Consider the following 15039-nt stretch of genomic DNA (forward strand, 5'->3'; position numbering starts at 1 on the left):
TACCCGCCCGTGGTGGCGGGGGGCTTGTTTTGGGGCGGCGCGGGGCCGGGGGGGGGGGGGGGGGCCGGGGCCCCCCCCCCCCCCCCCCCCCGGCCCCCCCCCCCCGGGGGGGGGGGGGGGGGGGCCGCTCGCCATGAGGAGTGATACGTGACGCGGTCGGCTGTGATCAGGCCGTTTCTGGCTTCGGCTCAGGCGGGTCCTTGCCGAGGAGGAACCGCGTGCTCGATCCTGCTCCCCGGCCCGGCAGCGTTCTCCCTCAGGCTGCCTTCTCGGTGACCGTCAGGGCCCCCTTGCGGATCGTAGCCAGGCGCGGTGCCTTCTCCGCGATGGAGGAGTCGTGAGTGACCATGATGAAGGTCAGCCCGTGCTCCTTCCACATGGACTCCAGCACATCCATGATGTCGTCACGCATGGACTCGTCGAGGTTGCCGGTGGGTTCGTCCGCGAGCAGCACCTTCGGCCGCTTCACCAGGGCCCGCGCGATAGCCACACGCTGCTGCTGACCGCCGGACAACTCGGAGGGAAGGTGGCCGAGGCGTTCCCCGAGGCCCACCGACTTCAGTGCCTCGGCGGCCCGTTCGCGCCGCTCGTGGGCCTTGACACCGAGCGGCACGAGCGCCGTCTCGACGTTCTCTTGAGCGCTCAGCGTGGGAATGAGATTGAAGCTCTGGAAGACGAAGCCGATGGACTGTGACCGCACCTTCGTGAGCTTGGCCTCGGACAGCCTGGCCAGATCGGTGCCGTCGAGTTCCACGCTTCCCGAGGTGGGCCGGTCGAGTCCGCCGAGCATCTGGAGGAGCGTGGACTTGCCGCCGCCGGTGGGGCCCTGGATGACGAGCCGGTCACCGTCCGCGATCGTCAGGTCGACGTCGGCGAGCGCGTGGACCGTTTCCCTGCCTTTGCGGTAGCGCTTGGTGACACCTCTGAGCTGATACATGGTGCAACTCCAATGAGAAGTAAGGGGGGTGCGATGCGGAGCCGTCTGCGGAGGGCTCGTCGACGGCCGGGCCGACCGGGGGGAGGGGGCGGCCCGGCCGCCGGGTCTACTCGACGCGGCGCAGCGCGTCTGCGGGCCGCAGCCGGGAGGCGCGCCAGCCGCCGAAGGAGCCCGCGATCAGCCCACCCGCGACGGCGAGGCCTACGGCGATACCGATGGTCGACAGGCTGATGGGCGCGGTCAGCGCGACCTCGAGCGCCTGGGACGCGGACTGCCGCATAGGGCCGCCCATGCCGCCGGGACCTGCCGTGCCGCCGGTGGCACCGATCTGGGCCTGGAGCGTCGGGCTGACCGCGGTGACGGCGTACGCTCCCGCGAGGCCCAGGGCGATTCCGAGTGCGCCGCCGACGAGTCCGTTCACGACCGCCTCGCCCACGACTTGCCGGGTGACGCGGCCCGACTTCCAGCCCAGTGCCTTGAGGGTGCCGAACTCCCGAACTCGGCGGGAGACGGCCGACATGGTCAGCAGGCCGGCGACGAGGAACGCTGCCACGAGCACCGCGATCGACAGCCACTTGCCCACGTTCGAGGCGAGGTTGGAGGCCGTGGACAGGGAGCCGGACACCGTGTCGGCCAGATCGGCTGACGTGGTCACGGTCGTACCGGGGATGTTCTGCTGGATGGTGCTCTTGACGGCGTCGATCTGCTGCGAGTCGGTCGCCTGGACGTAGACCGTGGTGACCTTGTCCTTGGAGTCGGACAGGGTCTGGGCCTGCTCAAGAGGGATGTAGAGGTTGGCGGCCGCGTCACCGCTGTCCGGTGTGGCGATGCCGATGATGTCGAACTTGGTACCGGAGATCGTGACGGTGTCGCCGAGGGTGAGGTCCTTCTCCTTGGCGTACGACTCGTCGACGACCGCGGCCTTGGCATCGGTCTCGGATTCCTTGAACGTGCGGCCCTTGCTGATCTTGGAGGAGGTCAGCGGGCCGATGGCGAGGTTGGTGACGTCGGTGCCGTAGACGGTGTAGCTGTTGACCTCGAAGTCGGCGCCGCCGCCCTGGACTCTGCCCTCCGCCCCGCCGGGGCCTCCCTGGCCCGGCTGAATCTGGCCCTGGCTGAACTCGCCGTTGACCTTCACCACGTTGAGGCTCAGCCCGCCGACCGCCTCGCCGACCCCCTGCTGCTCGCCGACCTTGGTGACGGTGCTGGACGACAGAGTCTGGAATCCCTGGACCATGACGCGGTCAGTGCTCTGCTCCTCCCCCGAGTCGCCGTCCTTTGCGTCGAACTGGAAGCGCGACCGTCCGCCGGCATCGCCCTCCTCAGGCGGCTCGGCCGCCTTGGTGACGGTCATGTCGGTCCCCAGGCCGTACAGCGACTGAAGGACCTTGCCCTGAGCCTGCTCCATACCGGCCGAGACGGAGCTGACGACGATGACCAGTGCGATGCCGAGCGCGAGCCCGGAGGCAACGACGAGCGCTGCCTTTCTGCGACGGCGCAGTTCGCGCCTCAGATAGGTGAAGAACATGCTGCGACGCTATGGATGCATCGTGATGACAGGATAAGTCCTGCATTACAGGGTGATGAGAATGTATATGCTGGTTAAACAAGACGGACCGTCATCTCGGCACCGGCGTACGGGCGGTACTCGAACCCGTAGAAGCCCGCCGACCGCCCCGCACTTTTCGACGGTATCTATCAGGGGAGACGGCAGAACCACAGTCGTCAGCCGTCACTCCACACGGCAGCCAGGATCGGCAGAGCGGTCGCTGCGACGAGTGCCACGCTCAGGCAGCCTGTGACAAGTCGTCTCCTCAGGCGGCGATACACCGTCTCGTATTCGGCCCGAACCTCGCGGGCTCGCGAGGCGGTTCGCTGCCAGGAGAGCCGGCAGAGGCCCAGGTACATGTCGACGAACTCCCTCTCGATTTCCTCGCGTTGGTCGTTCGTCAACCAGTCGAGGTGGGCCGTGCACTGCGCCACGGCCGCCCGCCCCTCCTCACGGGCGGCCTCGATGAGCAGATGGCCCTCGACCTCGTTGATCAGCGCGCGCGTGTCCAACGGCCGGCCCCTCATCGCCGTCATCGCAAGCTCCGCTGCATCCCGGCCGGACCGATGTGGGCCACTTCCGATTGGGGGTGGTGCAGGTCGAACGCCGGCGATTCACTGCGGATCCGCGGCAGGGTGAGGAAGTTGTGCCGCGGCGGCGGGCAGGAAGTGGCCCACTCCAGCGAGCGGCCGTAGCCCCACGGGTCGTCGACTTCGACCTTCTTGCCGTATTTGGCGGTCTTCCACACGTTGTAGAAGAACGGCAGGATCGACAGGCCGAGCACGAAGGAGCTGATCGTCGAGATCGTGTTCAGCGCGGTGAAGCCGTCGGCCGCGAGATAGTCCGCGTACCGCCGTGGCATGCCCTCGGCACCCAGCCAGTGCTGGACGAGGAACGTGCCGTGGAAGCCGATGAACAGCGTCCAGAAGGTGATCTTCCCGAGGCGACTGCTCGTTCGACATGATCTGGCTGCCGGGGCGCGCCAGTTCGGCACGCATCAACAGCGCCATCACGCCGCCGATGACGAAGAACGCGAACGACGTGACCAGATACAGCGTGCCGATCGTCTTGTGGTCCGTGGTGGTGAGCCACTTGACCACCACGTTGCCGGGCCGTCGCCGACGGGCTGACAGCTCGGGGGCAGGTGCCGCAGCGGTTGCGGGCACGCTCATGTCGGCTTCCTTTCTCAAGTGTGCTTACACGAACGGGCAAACGCGATGTGCGCCGCCCAGGCAGTCGCAGGGGGCGGGGTCATCGCAGTCGGCCTGATCAGCGGCCACGTTGCGAGGCCCCCTGGACAAGGCCCTGCCAGAAGAAGGAGCGGGGCACCATGTCGGGTTCTGCGCCACAGGCGGGGCATGCTTCAGCTGTTGCAGGGCGGTCGAGCCCTTGGACGTCGGGACTCACCGTTCGATCTCCCCGGCAGCCTCGACGACCAGATTTCCCGCAGGGTCGTCCCACTGCTGCAGTGCGAAGTCGTGCGCCCGGTCGCCGTTTCCGTGCAGGGAGACGGTGACGAACTCGGGTTCGGCGTGCCGCGCCGTGACCAGGACGTGGTGCGTGCCTTCCGGCACGTCGTCGAGGGAGTAGCCGCCCGAGGTGTCGGTCGCTGTCCGCAGGACCGACTCGTCTTCTTCGCTGAGGACCCAGACGGCTGCGTGGGCCACTGGGGCGCCGGACAGAGACGACACCATGCCATGGAGGCGTCGCAGGGATGCCGGCTTGGGCTGAGCGACCGGGGCGGTCACGCCGCGCCGGCTGCGTACGGCGGCCAGCTTGACGAGGACCGCGCCGATGAAGAGCCACGCCACGAGCACGGCCGAGGGGTGGAGCGGCGAGCCGACGCCGGAGGCGAGCGAGCGCACAAGCGTGACGAACTGGCCCAGGGGCATGATCTCGTGCAGCCGGCCGAGCGCGGTGGGCAGCATGTCGTGCGTTACCGGTGCGCCCGCAGTGGGGACGCCGAGCACGAGGACGAACGTGAGGGCGATCGGCACGAGGAACTGGTGCACGAACACCGCGGCTCCCGTCAGGGTCCAGCCGACACCCTGCACGAACACGAACGTGCCGATCATGAGCAGCGCCGAGCTCCAGCTCAGGGGTACCACCTGCTGCCAGACGGCGATGGCGTAGGTGACCACGGCGGTGAAAGCGCCGATCATCGTCACCGCGGTGAGCTTGCGGCGGTACGTCCACGCACCCAGTTGCAGCAGGACGATCGCGGACACCATCGCCACGATCGCGATGGGAAGTGCGTAGAAGAAGACGCCTGTGCCGGTGGCATCGCCGACCGGGCTCGGGTCGATGTCCTTGAAGGTCGGGTTGATGACCTTCGGAAGGAACTGCTCGAGGAACCTCACTCGCGTCGCACCGGTGTCCGACGCGACGAGCACGACGGGGTCGGTCCCGGGAAGGACCGCCGCCGCGACGTCGTCGTCCCGCACCGCGTCAGCCGCGTGCGCCTCGGCCAGTGTCTCGACCCGGAAGCCGCCCGGTTCTGCATGGTCGAGCTGTGCTTGGAGCTGTTCGGCACGGTGCTGGTCACCCACGATCCCGATACGCATGTCATGCGGTGTCGGATGGGCCAGCGGCGCGACGAAGAGTGCCGACATGACGACGGCGAGGAAGAAGGGGAACCACAGGATGGAAGCGACCCGGCCGAGCGTCGGCTGCGGTATGGAAGCAGGCACGGACAGCAGTCCCAAAGGTAGGAGTTGAGAGGAACCTGCGCGTTGACGCCTCAACAGGGACGGCATGCCGGTCCCATGAGCGGCGGCGCACTCGAGGGCGAGGATCTGGTTGTCTGGCGGGAGTTCTCACGGTGGAGCAAGGGAATCCACGCGGCGGTCAACAAGGCCGTCACCGAGGCGGCTGACCTGAGCAGCGTTCCTTCGCGACGCGCGAGGACGCGGGTCCAGTGGCGGGCGCGAATCGTCCGACTCACCGAGGAGGCGCATCGGCACCTCACGGGAGCCTTCGAGGCTCACGGCCGCGCCTTCCGGACCATGCCGCTCGACCGGTCGCCCGAAGAGCAGCGTGCCGCTCTCCCGCCATCATGACGGCGAGCCCGGACCGGCCCTTGAGCCGAGCCCGGCGGAGAGGCGGTCACCAGGAACCCCTTGATCGCCCGCCGGTTTGCCGAAACCCTGGCTGCCCCCGCGAGCCCGCCGCGGCACTGGGCACCCCGGGCCGGCCGCCGCCGGGGGACGACGTCCCCCACGGGCCGCCGTATCTGCCGTCGACCCGTCGCGGCGAGGCAGTGACGGTCGGCGCCGCGGACACCGGTCCGGAAGTTGTGGTGGGTACCATGGACCGCACAGTAAACCATTTGTCTACCGGTTAACAATTGGACCCAGCAATGACTTCCCCATCGACCCCCGAGGACTTCCGCGCCATGTGGACAGCAGCACGCCCCGACCTCGACACCTCTCCCATGGATGTCGTGCGCCCGGTCAAGCGCATCGAGGCACTGCTGACCACCGCCGTGGAGCCGCTGTACGAGGGGGCCCCGCTGACCGCACCGGAGCTCGACGCGCTGGTACAACTCCGGCACGCCGAGGGTCCGGTGATCGCCCGTCGGCTGGCCGAGACCCTCGGCTGCTCCCGCGCGGCCGTCAGCAAGACGCTGGCCAAGCTGGAGAAGCGCGGATTCGTCGAGCGCAGGCCGAGCCCCGCGGACCGCCGCGCCGCCCTGGTCACCGTCACGCCGGCGGGGAGCGACGCGGTCGACGAGATGTTTCCCCGCCAGCTGGCAGTGGAGGCCGAGTTGCTGGGGAGCCTCGGCGCCGACCGCGACCGAGTGGTGGATGCCCTGAACCTGCTGGAAGAGGTCCTTCAGCAGCGGGTGGGGCGGCAACGCGCCTGACGCGTGAGCCCTCTTCGACGCTGGTGTCAGCCGGTGGTGCGCAGCCGCTCGATGCCGTCGAGGACCTTGGCGGCGGCAAGGGGTCCGGTGGCGCTGCTCCACACGTCCCCGTCGACCACGTCGACGTTGCCCGCCCGCACCGCCTTCAGTCGGGCGAAGGCCGGCTGCGCCTCGGCCACGGCCAGGGCCTTCTCCCCGTCGGCGTTGAGGGTGGTGAGGTAGATGCGGTCGGCGTCGATCTTGCCGAGGTTCTCCAGGCTGAGCGGGTCGGTGTGCGGCTTGCCGGTGAAGTCCGCGGCGGCAGAGGTCCGGTCACCGGTCAACTTCAGCAGGCGGCCGGGCATCAGTGCGGACGACAGGATCACCGGGCCGGTGGGCATCCAGCGGATGACGACCGCTGTTTCGGGGCCGTCGGCGGAGCGGCGGCCGGCGATTTCCTCGGCACGCTGCTCAATGCCGGTGAGGAGTCTCTCGGCGTCGGCCTCCTTGCCGAGCGCGGCGGCGACCGTGCGGGTCTCGCTCTCCCAGTCGCCGAAGCGGGCGGGTTCCGGGACGACCGTCGGCGCGATCGCCTTCAGCGCGTCGTACCGCTCCCGCGGCATACCGGACGCGGCGAGGATGAGGTCGGGGCGGGCCGCGGCGACGGCTTCCAGGTTTGTCTCGGCGACGGTGCCGACCAGGGCAATGTCCGGCACCTTCGCGGCCAGGTAGGCGGACACGGAGTCGCCGCCCCGGCTCGACAGCGTGCCGACCGGTTCGACGCCCAGGGCAAGGGCGCTGTCCAGCACGGTGTCTCCCAGCGCGACGACCCTTCTCGGAGCGGCCGGAACCTCGACGGTGCCGTATGCGGTGCGTACGGGGGCCGACGACGCACCCTCACTGTCCGCCGAGGTCGAGGACGGCGATCCGGCGACGCATGCGGTGAGCAGGGCGAGAGGGACGGCGGCAAGGGCGGTGACGAATCGGCGGCGCGGCAACGGAGGCAGTGGACGGCGCATGGTGACTCCCGGTGAGGCGAGCTGGCGGGACCTCTGCGGCAGAGGCACATAGATAAACCTCTGCAACAGAGGTATGGTTCGGCTTACCTAAACACATGCGCCTCGTCCGGCGCGAGAGCCGTCGGAGGTCAGCCACGTGCTCGTCGGGAACCACGAGCGGTCCACCAGCAGCACTGCCGCACCTGTGGGGCGAGCCCCCACCCGCCGTACGCGGACAGCCCGGCGCACTGCGGCGGGCGTCGCCCTACCGCTCGCCCTCCTCGTGCTCACCGCCCTCGCGTCCCTGCTGGTCGGCAGCGGCGAGGTGGACCCCGTCCGCTCCTGGCGGGAGGTGAGCGGCGGTGCCGGGGACTCGGAGGCGGCCTTCGCCGTGTGGCAGCTGCGCTGGCCCCGGACACTCGTGGCCGTGGCCGTCGGCGCGGCGCTGGGCACGGCCGGAGCGGTGCTCCAGGCGGCCGCGCGCAACCCCCTCGCCGAGCCGGGTCTGCTCGGTGTCAGCGCCGGCGCCTCCGCGGGCGTCGTCGTGGTCATCGCGGTGGGCGGCAGCGTGGCCACGCTAGGCCCATACGCCGCCGTGCTCGGTGCCCTGCTCGGCTGTCTCGCCGCGGTCGGCGCGGCGCGGCTGCGGGGCGTCGGCGACGATCCGCTGCGGCTCGTCCTGGCCGGTGCCGCGCTCAGCGGCCTGCTGGGATCGCTGACCTCCGTGCTGCTGTTGGTGGACAACCGCACCGCCGACGAGGTGCGGTTCTGGACGGTGGGAGGGGTTGCCGGGCGGGACCTCGGCGCGTTGGCCGATGTGGCCCCCGCGCTGCTGCTCGGCGGACTGCTCCTGCTGCTGGTGGCCCGCCCGCTCTCCGCAATGGCCCTCGGAGAGCGGGCGGCCGCCGGACTCGGCCACCGGCCGCGCCGCGCCCGCCTGACCGCCGTCGCGGCGGTGGCTCTGCTGGTGGGCGGCGCCACCGCGGTCGCCGGGCCGATCGGCTTCGTGGGCCTTGTGGTGCCCTTCGCGGCACGGGCGCTGGTCGGGCCGGACCTGCGCCGGGTACTCGTTCCGTCGCTGCTGCTGGGGCCGGTCGTCGTCCTGGCCGCCGATGTCGTCTCACGGCTGCTGGTACGTCCGTACGAGATGCCCCTCGGCGTGGTAACCGCCCTGATCGGCGCTCCCGTGCTCGTCGCCGTGGTGCGCTCCCGACGGGTGCCGGCGCTGTGACCGCGACCACCGCCCCGGCCCTGCCGTCACCCTCGGGGACCCTCCTGTTGCGCGTCGGCCGCATGTCCGTACTGGTGCGCCTCCGGGCGGCCCTCGGGTGTGCCGTTCTCGCCGGGGCGGTGCTCCTCGCCGTCACCGCCGCCCTCACCGTCGGCACCGTACCCATGAGCCCGCTGCGCTCCCTGCCCGCGCTCGCCGGTGCCGGCGACCGGGCCGACGTCCTCGTCGTGCAGCGGCTGAGGGCGCCGCGGCTGGTCGCCGGGCTGCTCGTCGGCGCCGCCCTCGGCATCTCCGGGTGCCTGATGCAGACCCTCGCGCGCAACCGGCTCGCCACCCCCGGCACGGTGGGCATCGACGACGGCGCCACGGCCTTCGCGGTCGCCTCCGTTGTCGGCGCGTCCACCTCCCTCGCGCCCTCGGCGATGGCCCTCGCCGGAGCGGCCACCGCCGCGGCCCTGGCTCTCGGCCTCGCGGGCGGGACCGGCACTTCCGGCTACCGCTTCGTCGTCGTGGGGCTCGGGGTGGGCGCGGTGCTGGGCGCGGTCACCAGCCTGCTGCTGGTCCGTGCGCCGATCGATGCCGCGAACGCGGCGTTCCCGTGGGCGGTCGGCACGCTCAACGCACGCTCCGCCACCCCCGTGGCACTGCTCGGTCACGGCCTGGCAGGGTGCCTGCCTCTGGCGCTGCTGGTCGGGCGGCGGCTGACCGTGCTGCGCCTGACCGACTCGGTGGCGACCGGTCTGGGCGTGCGGGTACGAGGGGTACGGCTCGCCGCACTCGCGGTCGCCGTCGTGTGCGCCGGGCTCGCGGTCGCCGTCGGCGGGCCGCTCGGCATGGTCGCCCTGCTGGCGCCCGAGGCCGCCCGCCGCGTCTGCGGCCCGCATGGTGTCCCCGTGCTCGGCAGTGCGCTGGCCGGAGCGGCGCTCGTCCTCCTCGCCGACACCGTCGGTCGCACGCTCGCCGCGCCCGTCGAAGTGCCCGTCGGGCTCGTCACCGCCGTCGTCGGCGGGCCCTACCTGCTCTGGCTCCTGCTCACCTCACGCTCCCGGAGACAGCCGTGACCGCTCCCGCCGCGCCTTCGTCCACGCAGGTCACCGACCCACCGACCGTGCTGCGCGCCGACGCCCTCACCCTCGCCCACGGAGAGGCGATCGCCGTGGACACCGTACGGCTCGCTCCCCCGCCCGGCCGCCTGACCGCCGTCGTCGGCCCGAACGGCTGCGGCAAGAGCACGCTCCTGGCCGGGCTGAGCCGACAGCACCGCCCTGCGGGCGGCACGGTCCTGCTCGACGGCCGGGACCTGGCCCGGCTGCCCACCCGGGAGGCCGCCCGCCGTATCGGCCTGCTCCCCCAGTCGGCCCAGGCTCCGGACGGGCTGACCGTCACCGACCTGGTCCGGTTCGGCCGGCAGCCGCACCAGGGCCTGCTGCGGCAGTGGTCACCGCAAGACCAGCAGGCGGTCGAACGGGCGCTCACCGCCACCGGCATGACCGCGCTGGCCGACCGCCCCCTGGAGACCTTGTCGGGCGGACAGCGGCAGCGTGCCTGGATCGCCTTGACGGTCGCCCAGGAGACGGCCGTCCTCCTGCTGGACGAGCCGACGTCCGCACTGGACCTCGGCCACCAACTCGAAGTCTTCGAACTGCTCCGTGAACTGGCCGCCGCGGGCCGGACGGTCGTGGTCGTCGTACACGACCTCATCCTGGCCTGCCGCTACGCGGACCACCTCGTCGCGATGAAGGACGCCAGGGTGGTCGCCGAGGGCGCCCCGCACGAAGTCGTCACGCCCGATCTGATCCGCCGCCTCTACGGCGTGGAGGCCGGGGTGCTGCGCGACCCGGACACCGACTGCCCGTTGGTCGTTCCCCGAGGGCTCGCCCGATGACCGGCATCGCTCTCGTCCGGGGCATCCTCCTCGTCGAGGACGTCCAACAGCCGGCGCAGCGCGGGCATCGCCTGTTCGAGCGACCGGCGGTCGTCTTCGTCCAGGCGCAGCAGCGCCTCCGACAGCACGTCGTCACCGGCCGCCACCCAGGCCGCCAAGCGGTTCACCGCCTGTTCGGTCAGGTACAAGCGCGCGGCCCGCCGGTCCGAACGGTCCCGGGCGCGCCTGAGCAGTCCGGCGCGCACCAGATCGCCCACGATGGTGGACACCGTGTTCGGCACCAGCTGCAGCCGCTCGGCCACGGCCCGCGTTCCGATGCCCGGATTCGCCTCGACCGTGCGCAGCACCTCGATCTGCGCATCGGGAAGCCGCTCCTCCGTCACCTGTCGGCGCACGGCCCGCCGGGCGACGCGCGACACCGCCCCGAGCAACGGCAGCTGCCGAACGAGCCCGAGCACCTCCGCCCGCTCCGGCCCCTGGCCGGTCACCGGCCCGCCGAACGGCCGGGCCGCGACGCGGCGGCGAGAACACCAGCACACTGACAGACAGGAAGAACGACATGACCACGCACGAGACGACTGTACGTTCCCACGCCGACGTGCTCACACCGCGGGCCGAGCGCTGGCGCAAGCAGCTCGCCTCCCACCTCGGCCGCAAGTGCGAGGTCGTGCAGGAGGCCGACATGACGACGCTGCTGATCGTCGGCGGCTCCTGTGCCATGACGTGCGACAAGACAGCGTTGCGTCTGACCGCCGCAGGGCCGGACGAGGACACCCTGGACCAGGTCCAGCAGGTCATCGCCGTCCACCTCGAACGGTTCGCCGCCGACGAGGGACTGCGCGTCGTCTGGCACCGCGGCTGACTTCCACCGAGTCCGTCACGGCGTGAGGAGCTCGACCCCGCGGCCCGCGGGGAACCCCACCCTGCAGGCGAACTCGGATGCCACCGGCCCGGGCGAAGACCCCGCCCGGATCAATCGCTCAGCCCGACACCGTCCGCGGAAGAGCGCCGGGTCGGCCCGTCGGAGGGTGGCATCCTCTCGTCCGCGGGGAGAGACAACAGCGCACGACCGGCCGGTACGGCATGGCGACGAGCCGGACTGGCTCTTCCTCGGGGGCCGACTCCGCCGAAGCCGAGAACCCGACCTCAAGACCGTGCGGAAGCTCCCGGCCGCGGCTCGCTCGCCTGGCGGACTCGGGCGCGGACTGGCGTGGTCACAACCTCGACCAAGATCGGGACCATGCGCGGGCCAACACGCGGAACACAGCAGGCCAACCCTCGTTTCCCCTGCTCACAGCCGCTCACAGCCTCATGCGGGCCGCACCAGCAGCGGACGAAGAATCTGCTGGTGTCGTATTCGCCGAAGAAGCTGGGCTTCTTCCAGACGCAGAAAAAGGGCGCCTGACCAGGCAGATGCCTGTCAGGCGCCCGTATCCGGCTGCGTCTGGGCCGCGAGGAGAAATTCGGCCTTACTCCCGATTCCTCCCACCGGTGTCCCACCTCTGACCAGCTGTTCCAGGGCATTTCCGGGCCAAGCCCGGGCTAAAAAGAACCACTAACAGAATGCGCTCGGAACTTGGTGTGCGTCATGTGTCCGGCGCCTCATGAGTGTTGGCGCAGCAGCTTGATGAATGGCGGCACTTGCGTGCGCATTCGACGCGCCGGTCCGGCAGCTTGGGTTCAACTCGCGGTCGAGCCTTTGGCCAGCGCGTCCATGAGGAGGTCGACGAGCCGACTGGCCTGCTCTTTGGTGCCGTGAGGATTGTTCATCCTGATTTCGCAGTTCACGGGGCTGGTGTGGACGATGGAGCGGCGGGTGCTGCTGGTCGAACGCGCCGAACGGCTGCGCAAGGAACTCGCCGAGGTCGATGCCGAGGTGGCCCGGCTGGAGGCCGCGGAGGTGGTGTTCGGCCAGTACACCGAAGCGACGGACGGTAGCCGACTGAGGGGCACGGCGGCGCAGACACCGCCATCGCCGGTTCCGGAGCCGGTGGGATGTTGTTCGTGCCGCACCGTGCGGACGACGTCAGCGAGGAGGAGCTGCCGGCCGACTACCAGGCGATCCTGCAGGTCGTAGTGGCTCAGTCCGGGCCGGTCAAGGCCCGGGATGTGTGCGTGGCGATGGGGATGGACGTGCAGCCCAAGCAGGTCGAGCCGATGCGGGGCAAGTTGAAGCGGCTGGCGGAGCGGGGCTGGCTGCACCGCACCCCGGCGGGCCGGTTCGGCTCTCGCTGACAACGCCTCGCGGGCGGTCACGGACGGGCCGATTCCGGCCGTAACGCGAGAGCCCCCAGCGGGAGTTGGGTCGACTTATGAAGATCTCCCAGCCCACCGAGGGCTCTCCTGAATGAAACGATCTCACTGGACAGCACCTGCGGCGGATAGCTCGGGCGCCCGTTGGACGACGGGTACATGTACGCGAACATCCCCGCCGGGAACCAAACCTCCCGGCGCTCGGCCAGAAACGCGAACACACTCCGCTTCGGGATCAACTCCCGGCACACTCTAAGGGATCCTGCGACTGAACTACCACGGCAGCGTGGGCTGGAGAACCTAGAACTTCTCAGGGTCGGGGAAGTGAGTAGGCATGCCACGATGACGTGTCGTAAGCATGCAGCAAGTGCCTGCCCAGGCAAGATGGCCCACGCGGGACCCCTGCGTGCCCTTCCCGAGCGACACATAGAGAGTGGGGGTTCATGCACGTGATCACCAACATGGGCGCGAAGCAGCTGCGACGTGGACGGATGCTGCTGCGCACACTCGCCACAGGCGCGGCGGCCACAGTAATCGCCGTGGCCGCTCCGGCGGGTACGGCCAATGCCGCCGAAGCGAACCCCTTCTACTACCTCAAGCAGGGGGCCGACTCGGGCAAGGTCGAGTACGACGGTGGCGTCACGATCTGCGACAACGAAGCGGATGGCCACCAGGCGTACATCAAATTCTGGAGGGAGGCAGGAGACGACACCTTCTGGTGGAACGACTCGAACGGTTCCGCATCCGGCTGTACCAAAGGTGACTGGGGTGATGTGACCTGGCGTGGGAACCTCGGCTACTTCAAGGTGTGTGAGCGGATCAACAACTTGCCCGACAAATGCACTGGCAAGGTCTACATCACCTGGGATGACTAAAGCGTGTTGCAGAAGGCTGTGATCGGGCAGGTCAGGCCCGGGCTTCTGCTGTTCTGATCACGCTGCCAGGGCGAGGTTGTGCATGTGGGCGACGGCCTGGACCGCATGGTGGAGGCCGTCGCCGCGCTGGCGGCAGTCACGAAGGATCTTGTAGTTCTTCATCCGGGCGAAGGCATGCTCGACGCGGGCACGAACCCGACGATGCTCCGCATTGTCTTCCTCCTCACCCGCGAGGAGTGGCCGGCCGGGCCGTTTTCGGTGCGGGACGACGAGTCCGGTGTTGATGTAGGCCCCGTCGCCGAGCACCGTGACACCGTCGCAGTGCTGGGCAGGACCGGAGCTCCGCCAGACCTGGGCGTCGGCCCGGTTGCCCAGGGCCGGCCGGGCGGCGGCCACCACCAGCCTGGTGTCAGCATCGATGCTGACCTGCACATTTACCGAGAAGCGGTGGTTGCGGCTGGAGGCACCGACCTGCCGGTCGCGGACCGGGATCAAGGTGCCGTCCACGATCCACAACCGATCCGCGGCATCGGCGGGCCGGGACGCCGGCTCGAGGGCGAGCAGGGGCCGCAGCCGCTGGATGACCCGGCACACCGTCGCCGGGGAGACGGCGAACAGCGGCGCGAGCTGCCGCATGGTCAGGTTGGTGCGGTAGTAGACCGCCACCAGCAGCACCCGATCCGCCAGCGGCAGACACCACGGCCGCCCCGCCAGGACCGTTGCCGCCCCGCTCCCGCACCACCCGTAACAAGCCTTCGAACTGACGCATCCGCAGACCCGTGAACGTCTCCACCCACAACGGATCAGCCCTCAACACCCCACGCATACAAGGGAAATGCCCAGATCGCAGCCTTCTCCAACACGCTTAGGTTCTGTCTCGTTGACCGGTCGTTGAGGAGTCCTTGCTGGCTAATCTGCTGGCGTGGCAGACACAGAGCTGGTTGTTGACCTGCGGGGACGTCTGATCGAGACGCTCAATGATTTCTGGGCCGGAGAGTACGAGGCAACCGCGTCCCACAAGCCGATTCCGGCGAACGGGCACCGTGCCAGACGACCACCTGCTACCGATCACGCTCCCGACCAGCCCGAGCATCCCACCGCCCGCCCACACCAGCCCCGTGACCTGCGAAATCAGGATGAACAATCCTCCGTGCTGCACGGCATAGGCGATGCCGCCCATGAGGAGTAGGACATCGTCGGAGGTGACGTCGGTTCGCAGGCTGCCGTCTCGGGCGCCGGCCTCCAGGGTGGTGGCGATGACGACGGCGACCGGCTGGCCGTGCGGGGATGGTCACGTCGTAGTTCACGCCCACGTAGCCCAGGTGCCCGCCGCCGCGGGTGGCGCCGACGGCCTGCATGAACGATTCCTGGGTGCCGACCGCTTCGGCGACGGCCCCGGCGCCGTGAAAGCTCTGGAACGAGCGCCGCTCGAGGTACCGGGAGCGGGCCTTCGAGGAGTACGCCGCA

The 15039-nt window shown here is 70.0% G+C and carries 15 protein-coding genes and 2 pseudogenes; 9 read left to right on the forward strand and 8 right to left on the reverse strand.

The annotated features are described in order from the left end of the window. Positions 1-256 precede the first annotated feature (256 nt). From ACFYO0_RS09890 to ACFYO0_RS09910, 5 genes and pseudogenes are all read right to left on the reverse strand, one after another. Positions 257-937, reverse strand: a complete 681-nt coding sequence (locus ACFYO0_RS09890) for an ABC transporter ATP-binding protein (protein WP_388673087.1) — start codon at positions 935-937, stop codon at positions 257-259. Positions 938-1043: 106 nt separating this feature from the next. Then, the gene (locus ACFYO0_RS09895) at positions 1044-2465 is read right to left on the reverse strand and encodes an ABC transporter permease (protein WP_388673089.1); all 1422 of its coding nucleotides are present in this window, start codon (positions 2463-2465) and stop codon (positions 1044-1046) included. A 197-nt stretch (positions 2466-2662) separates the two neighbouring features. After that, a complete protein-coding gene (locus ACFYO0_RS09900) occupies positions 2663-3022 on the reverse strand; it encodes a hypothetical protein (protein WP_388673091.1) in 360 nt (119 codons plus the stop codon). After that, positions 3019-3432 (reverse strand): annotated as a pseudogene (locus ACFYO0_RS09905) (cbb3-type cytochrome c oxidase subunit I); the annotation flags it as partial. The gene ACFYO0_RS09900 and the pseudogene ACFYO0_RS09905, both read right to left, overlap by 4 nt. 457 nt (positions 3433-3889) lie before the next feature. After that, complete coding sequence (locus tag ACFYO0_RS09910; RefSeq protein ID WP_388673093.1) at positions 3890-5176, reverse strand: carboxypeptidase regulatory-like domain-containing protein; 1287 nt, start codon at positions 5174-5176, stop codon at positions 3890-3892. Between the two features lie 75 nt (positions 5177-5251). Between ACFYO0_RS09910 and ACFYO0_RS09915 the strand changes: the two genes are divergently transcribed. Both ACFYO0_RS09915 and ACFYO0_RS09920 read left to right on the forward strand, forming a co-directional pair. Then, positions 5252-5545: a hypothetical protein gene (locus ACFYO0_RS09915; protein ID WP_388673095.1), complete on the forward strand. Its 294-nt coding sequence runs from the start codon at positions 5252-5254 to the stop codon at positions 5543-5545. Between the two features lie 299 nt (positions 5546-5844). Next, positions 5845-6351 carry a MarR family winged helix-turn-helix transcriptional regulator gene (locus ACFYO0_RS09920; protein WP_388673096.1) on the forward strand — a complete coding sequence of 169 codons (507 nt, stop codon included), beginning with the start codon at positions 5845-5847 and terminating at the stop codon, positions 6349-6351. 26 nt (positions 6352-6377) lie between these two features. On the opposite strand, the gene ACFYO0_RS09925 is transcribed toward ACFYO0_RS09920, so the two are convergent. Further along, the gene (locus ACFYO0_RS09925) at positions 6378-7349 is read right to left on the reverse strand and encodes an ABC transporter substrate-binding protein (protein ID WP_388673098.1); all 972 of its coding nucleotides are present in this window, start codon (positions 7347-7349) and stop codon (positions 6378-6380) included. 136 nt (positions 7350-7485) lie between these two features. Between ACFYO0_RS09925 and ACFYO0_RS09930 the strand changes: the two genes are divergently transcribed. Genes ACFYO0_RS09930 through ACFYO0_RS09940 form a run of 3 tightly spaced genes read left to right on the forward strand, consistent with a single transcriptional unit; the run spans position 7486 to position 10444 of the window. Continuing rightward, entirely contained in the window at positions 7486-8559 is a 1074-nt protein-coding gene (locus tag ACFYO0_RS09930; protein ID WP_388673100.1) for a FecCD family ABC transporter permease, read from the forward strand. Next, positions 8556-9620: a FecCD family ABC transporter permease gene (locus ACFYO0_RS09935; protein WP_388673102.1), complete on the forward strand. Its 1065-nt coding sequence runs from the start codon at positions 8556-8558 to the stop codon at positions 9618-9620. Before ACFYO0_RS09930 ends, ACFYO0_RS09935 begins: the two co-directional genes overlap by 4 nt. After that, positions 9617-10444, forward strand: coding sequence for an ABC transporter ATP-binding protein (locus ACFYO0_RS09940; protein ID WP_388673104.1), 828 nt, complete (start codon positions 9617-9619; stop codon positions 10442-10444). Before ACFYO0_RS09935 ends, ACFYO0_RS09940 begins: the two co-directional genes overlap by 4 nt. Here the strand turns inward: ACFYO0_RS09940 and ACFYO0_RS09945 are convergent. Then, a complete protein-coding gene (locus tag ACFYO0_RS09945) occupies positions 10366-10932 on the reverse strand; it encodes a MarR family winged helix-turn-helix transcriptional regulator (protein WP_388673106.1) in 567 nt (188 codons plus the stop codon). The genes ACFYO0_RS09940 and ACFYO0_RS09945 overlap by 79 nt on opposite strands. Positions 10933-11003: 71 nt before the next feature. Between ACFYO0_RS09945 and ACFYO0_RS09950 the strand changes: the two genes are divergently transcribed. The 3 genes from ACFYO0_RS09950 (at position 11004) to ACFYO0_RS09960 (ending at position 13572) form a co-directional block, all read left to right on the forward strand. Further along, positions 11004-11306, forward strand: a complete 303-nt coding sequence (locus tag ACFYO0_RS09950; RefSeq protein ID WP_388673108.1) for a DUF2218 domain-containing protein — start codon at positions 11004-11006, stop codon at positions 11304-11306. 1142 nt (positions 11307-12448) lie between these two features. Continuing rightward, positions 12449-12679, forward strand: a complete 231-nt coding sequence (locus tag ACFYO0_RS09955; protein WP_388673110.1) for a hypothetical protein — start codon at positions 12449-12451, stop codon at positions 12677-12679. 461 nt (positions 12680-13140) lie between these two features. After that, positions 13141-13572 (forward strand): hypothetical protein, encoded by a 432-nt coding sequence (locus tag ACFYO0_RS09960; protein ID WP_388673112.1) that lies wholly within the window; start codon positions 13141-13143, stop codon positions 13570-13572. Between the two features lie 57 nt (positions 13573-13629). Here ACFYO0_RS09960 and ACFYO0_RS09965 read toward each other — a convergent pair. Next, positions 13630-14398 (reverse strand): annotated as a pseudogene (locus ACFYO0_RS09965) (transposase family protein). 96 nt (positions 14399-14494) lie between these two features. Here ACFYO0_RS09965 and ACFYO0_RS09970 point away from each other — a divergent pair. After that, positions 14495-14761, forward strand: a complete 267-nt coding sequence (locus ACFYO0_RS09970) for a hypothetical protein (protein WP_388673114.1) — start codon at positions 14495-14497, stop codon at positions 14759-14761. The last annotated feature ends 278 nt before the right edge of the window (positions 14762-15039 follow it).

It is taken from the genome of Streptomyces sp. NPDC006365, assembly GCF_042870755.1.
Taxonomy (GTDB): domain Bacteria; phylum Actinomycetota; class Actinomycetes; order Streptomycetales; family Streptomycetaceae; genus Streptomyces; species Streptomyces xiangluensis.

What these genes read in the sequence shown, in the direction of transcription:
- ACFYO0_RS09890 (WP_388673087.1), bottom strand. Translation starts at nt 937, where the DNA reads ATGTATCAGCTCAGAGGTGTCACCAAGCGCTACCGCAAAGGCAGGGAA.
- ACFYO0_RS09895 (WP_388673089.1), bottom strand. Translation starts at nt 2,465, where the DNA reads ATGTTCTTCACCTATCTGAGGCGCGAACTGCGCCGTCGCAGAAAGGCA.
- ACFYO0_RS09900 (WP_388673091.1), bottom strand. Translation starts at nt 3,022, where the DNA reads ATGACGGCGATGAGGGGCCGGCCGTTGGACACGCGCGCGCTGATCAAC.
- ACFYO0_RS09915 (WP_388673095.1), top strand. Translation starts at nt 5,252, where the DNA reads ATGAGCGGCGGCGCACTCGAGGGCGAGGATCTGGTTGTCTGGCGGGAG.
- ACFYO0_RS09920 (WP_388673096.1), top strand. Translation starts at nt 5,845, where the DNA reads ATGACTTCCCCATCGACCCCCGAGGACTTCCGCGCCATGTGGACAGCA.
- ACFYO0_RS09925 (WP_388673098.1), bottom strand. Translation starts at nt 7,349, where the DNA reads ATGCGCCGTCCACTGCCTCCGTTGCCGCGCCGCCGATTCGTCACCGCC.
- ACFYO0_RS09950 (WP_388673108.1), top strand. Translation starts at nt 11,004, where the DNA reads ATGACCACGCACGAGACGACTGTACGTTCCCACGCCGACGTGCTCACA.
- ACFYO0_RS09960 (WP_388673112.1), top strand. Translation starts at nt 13,141, where the DNA reads ATGCACGTGATCACCAACATGGGCGCGAAGCAGCTGCGACGTGGACGG.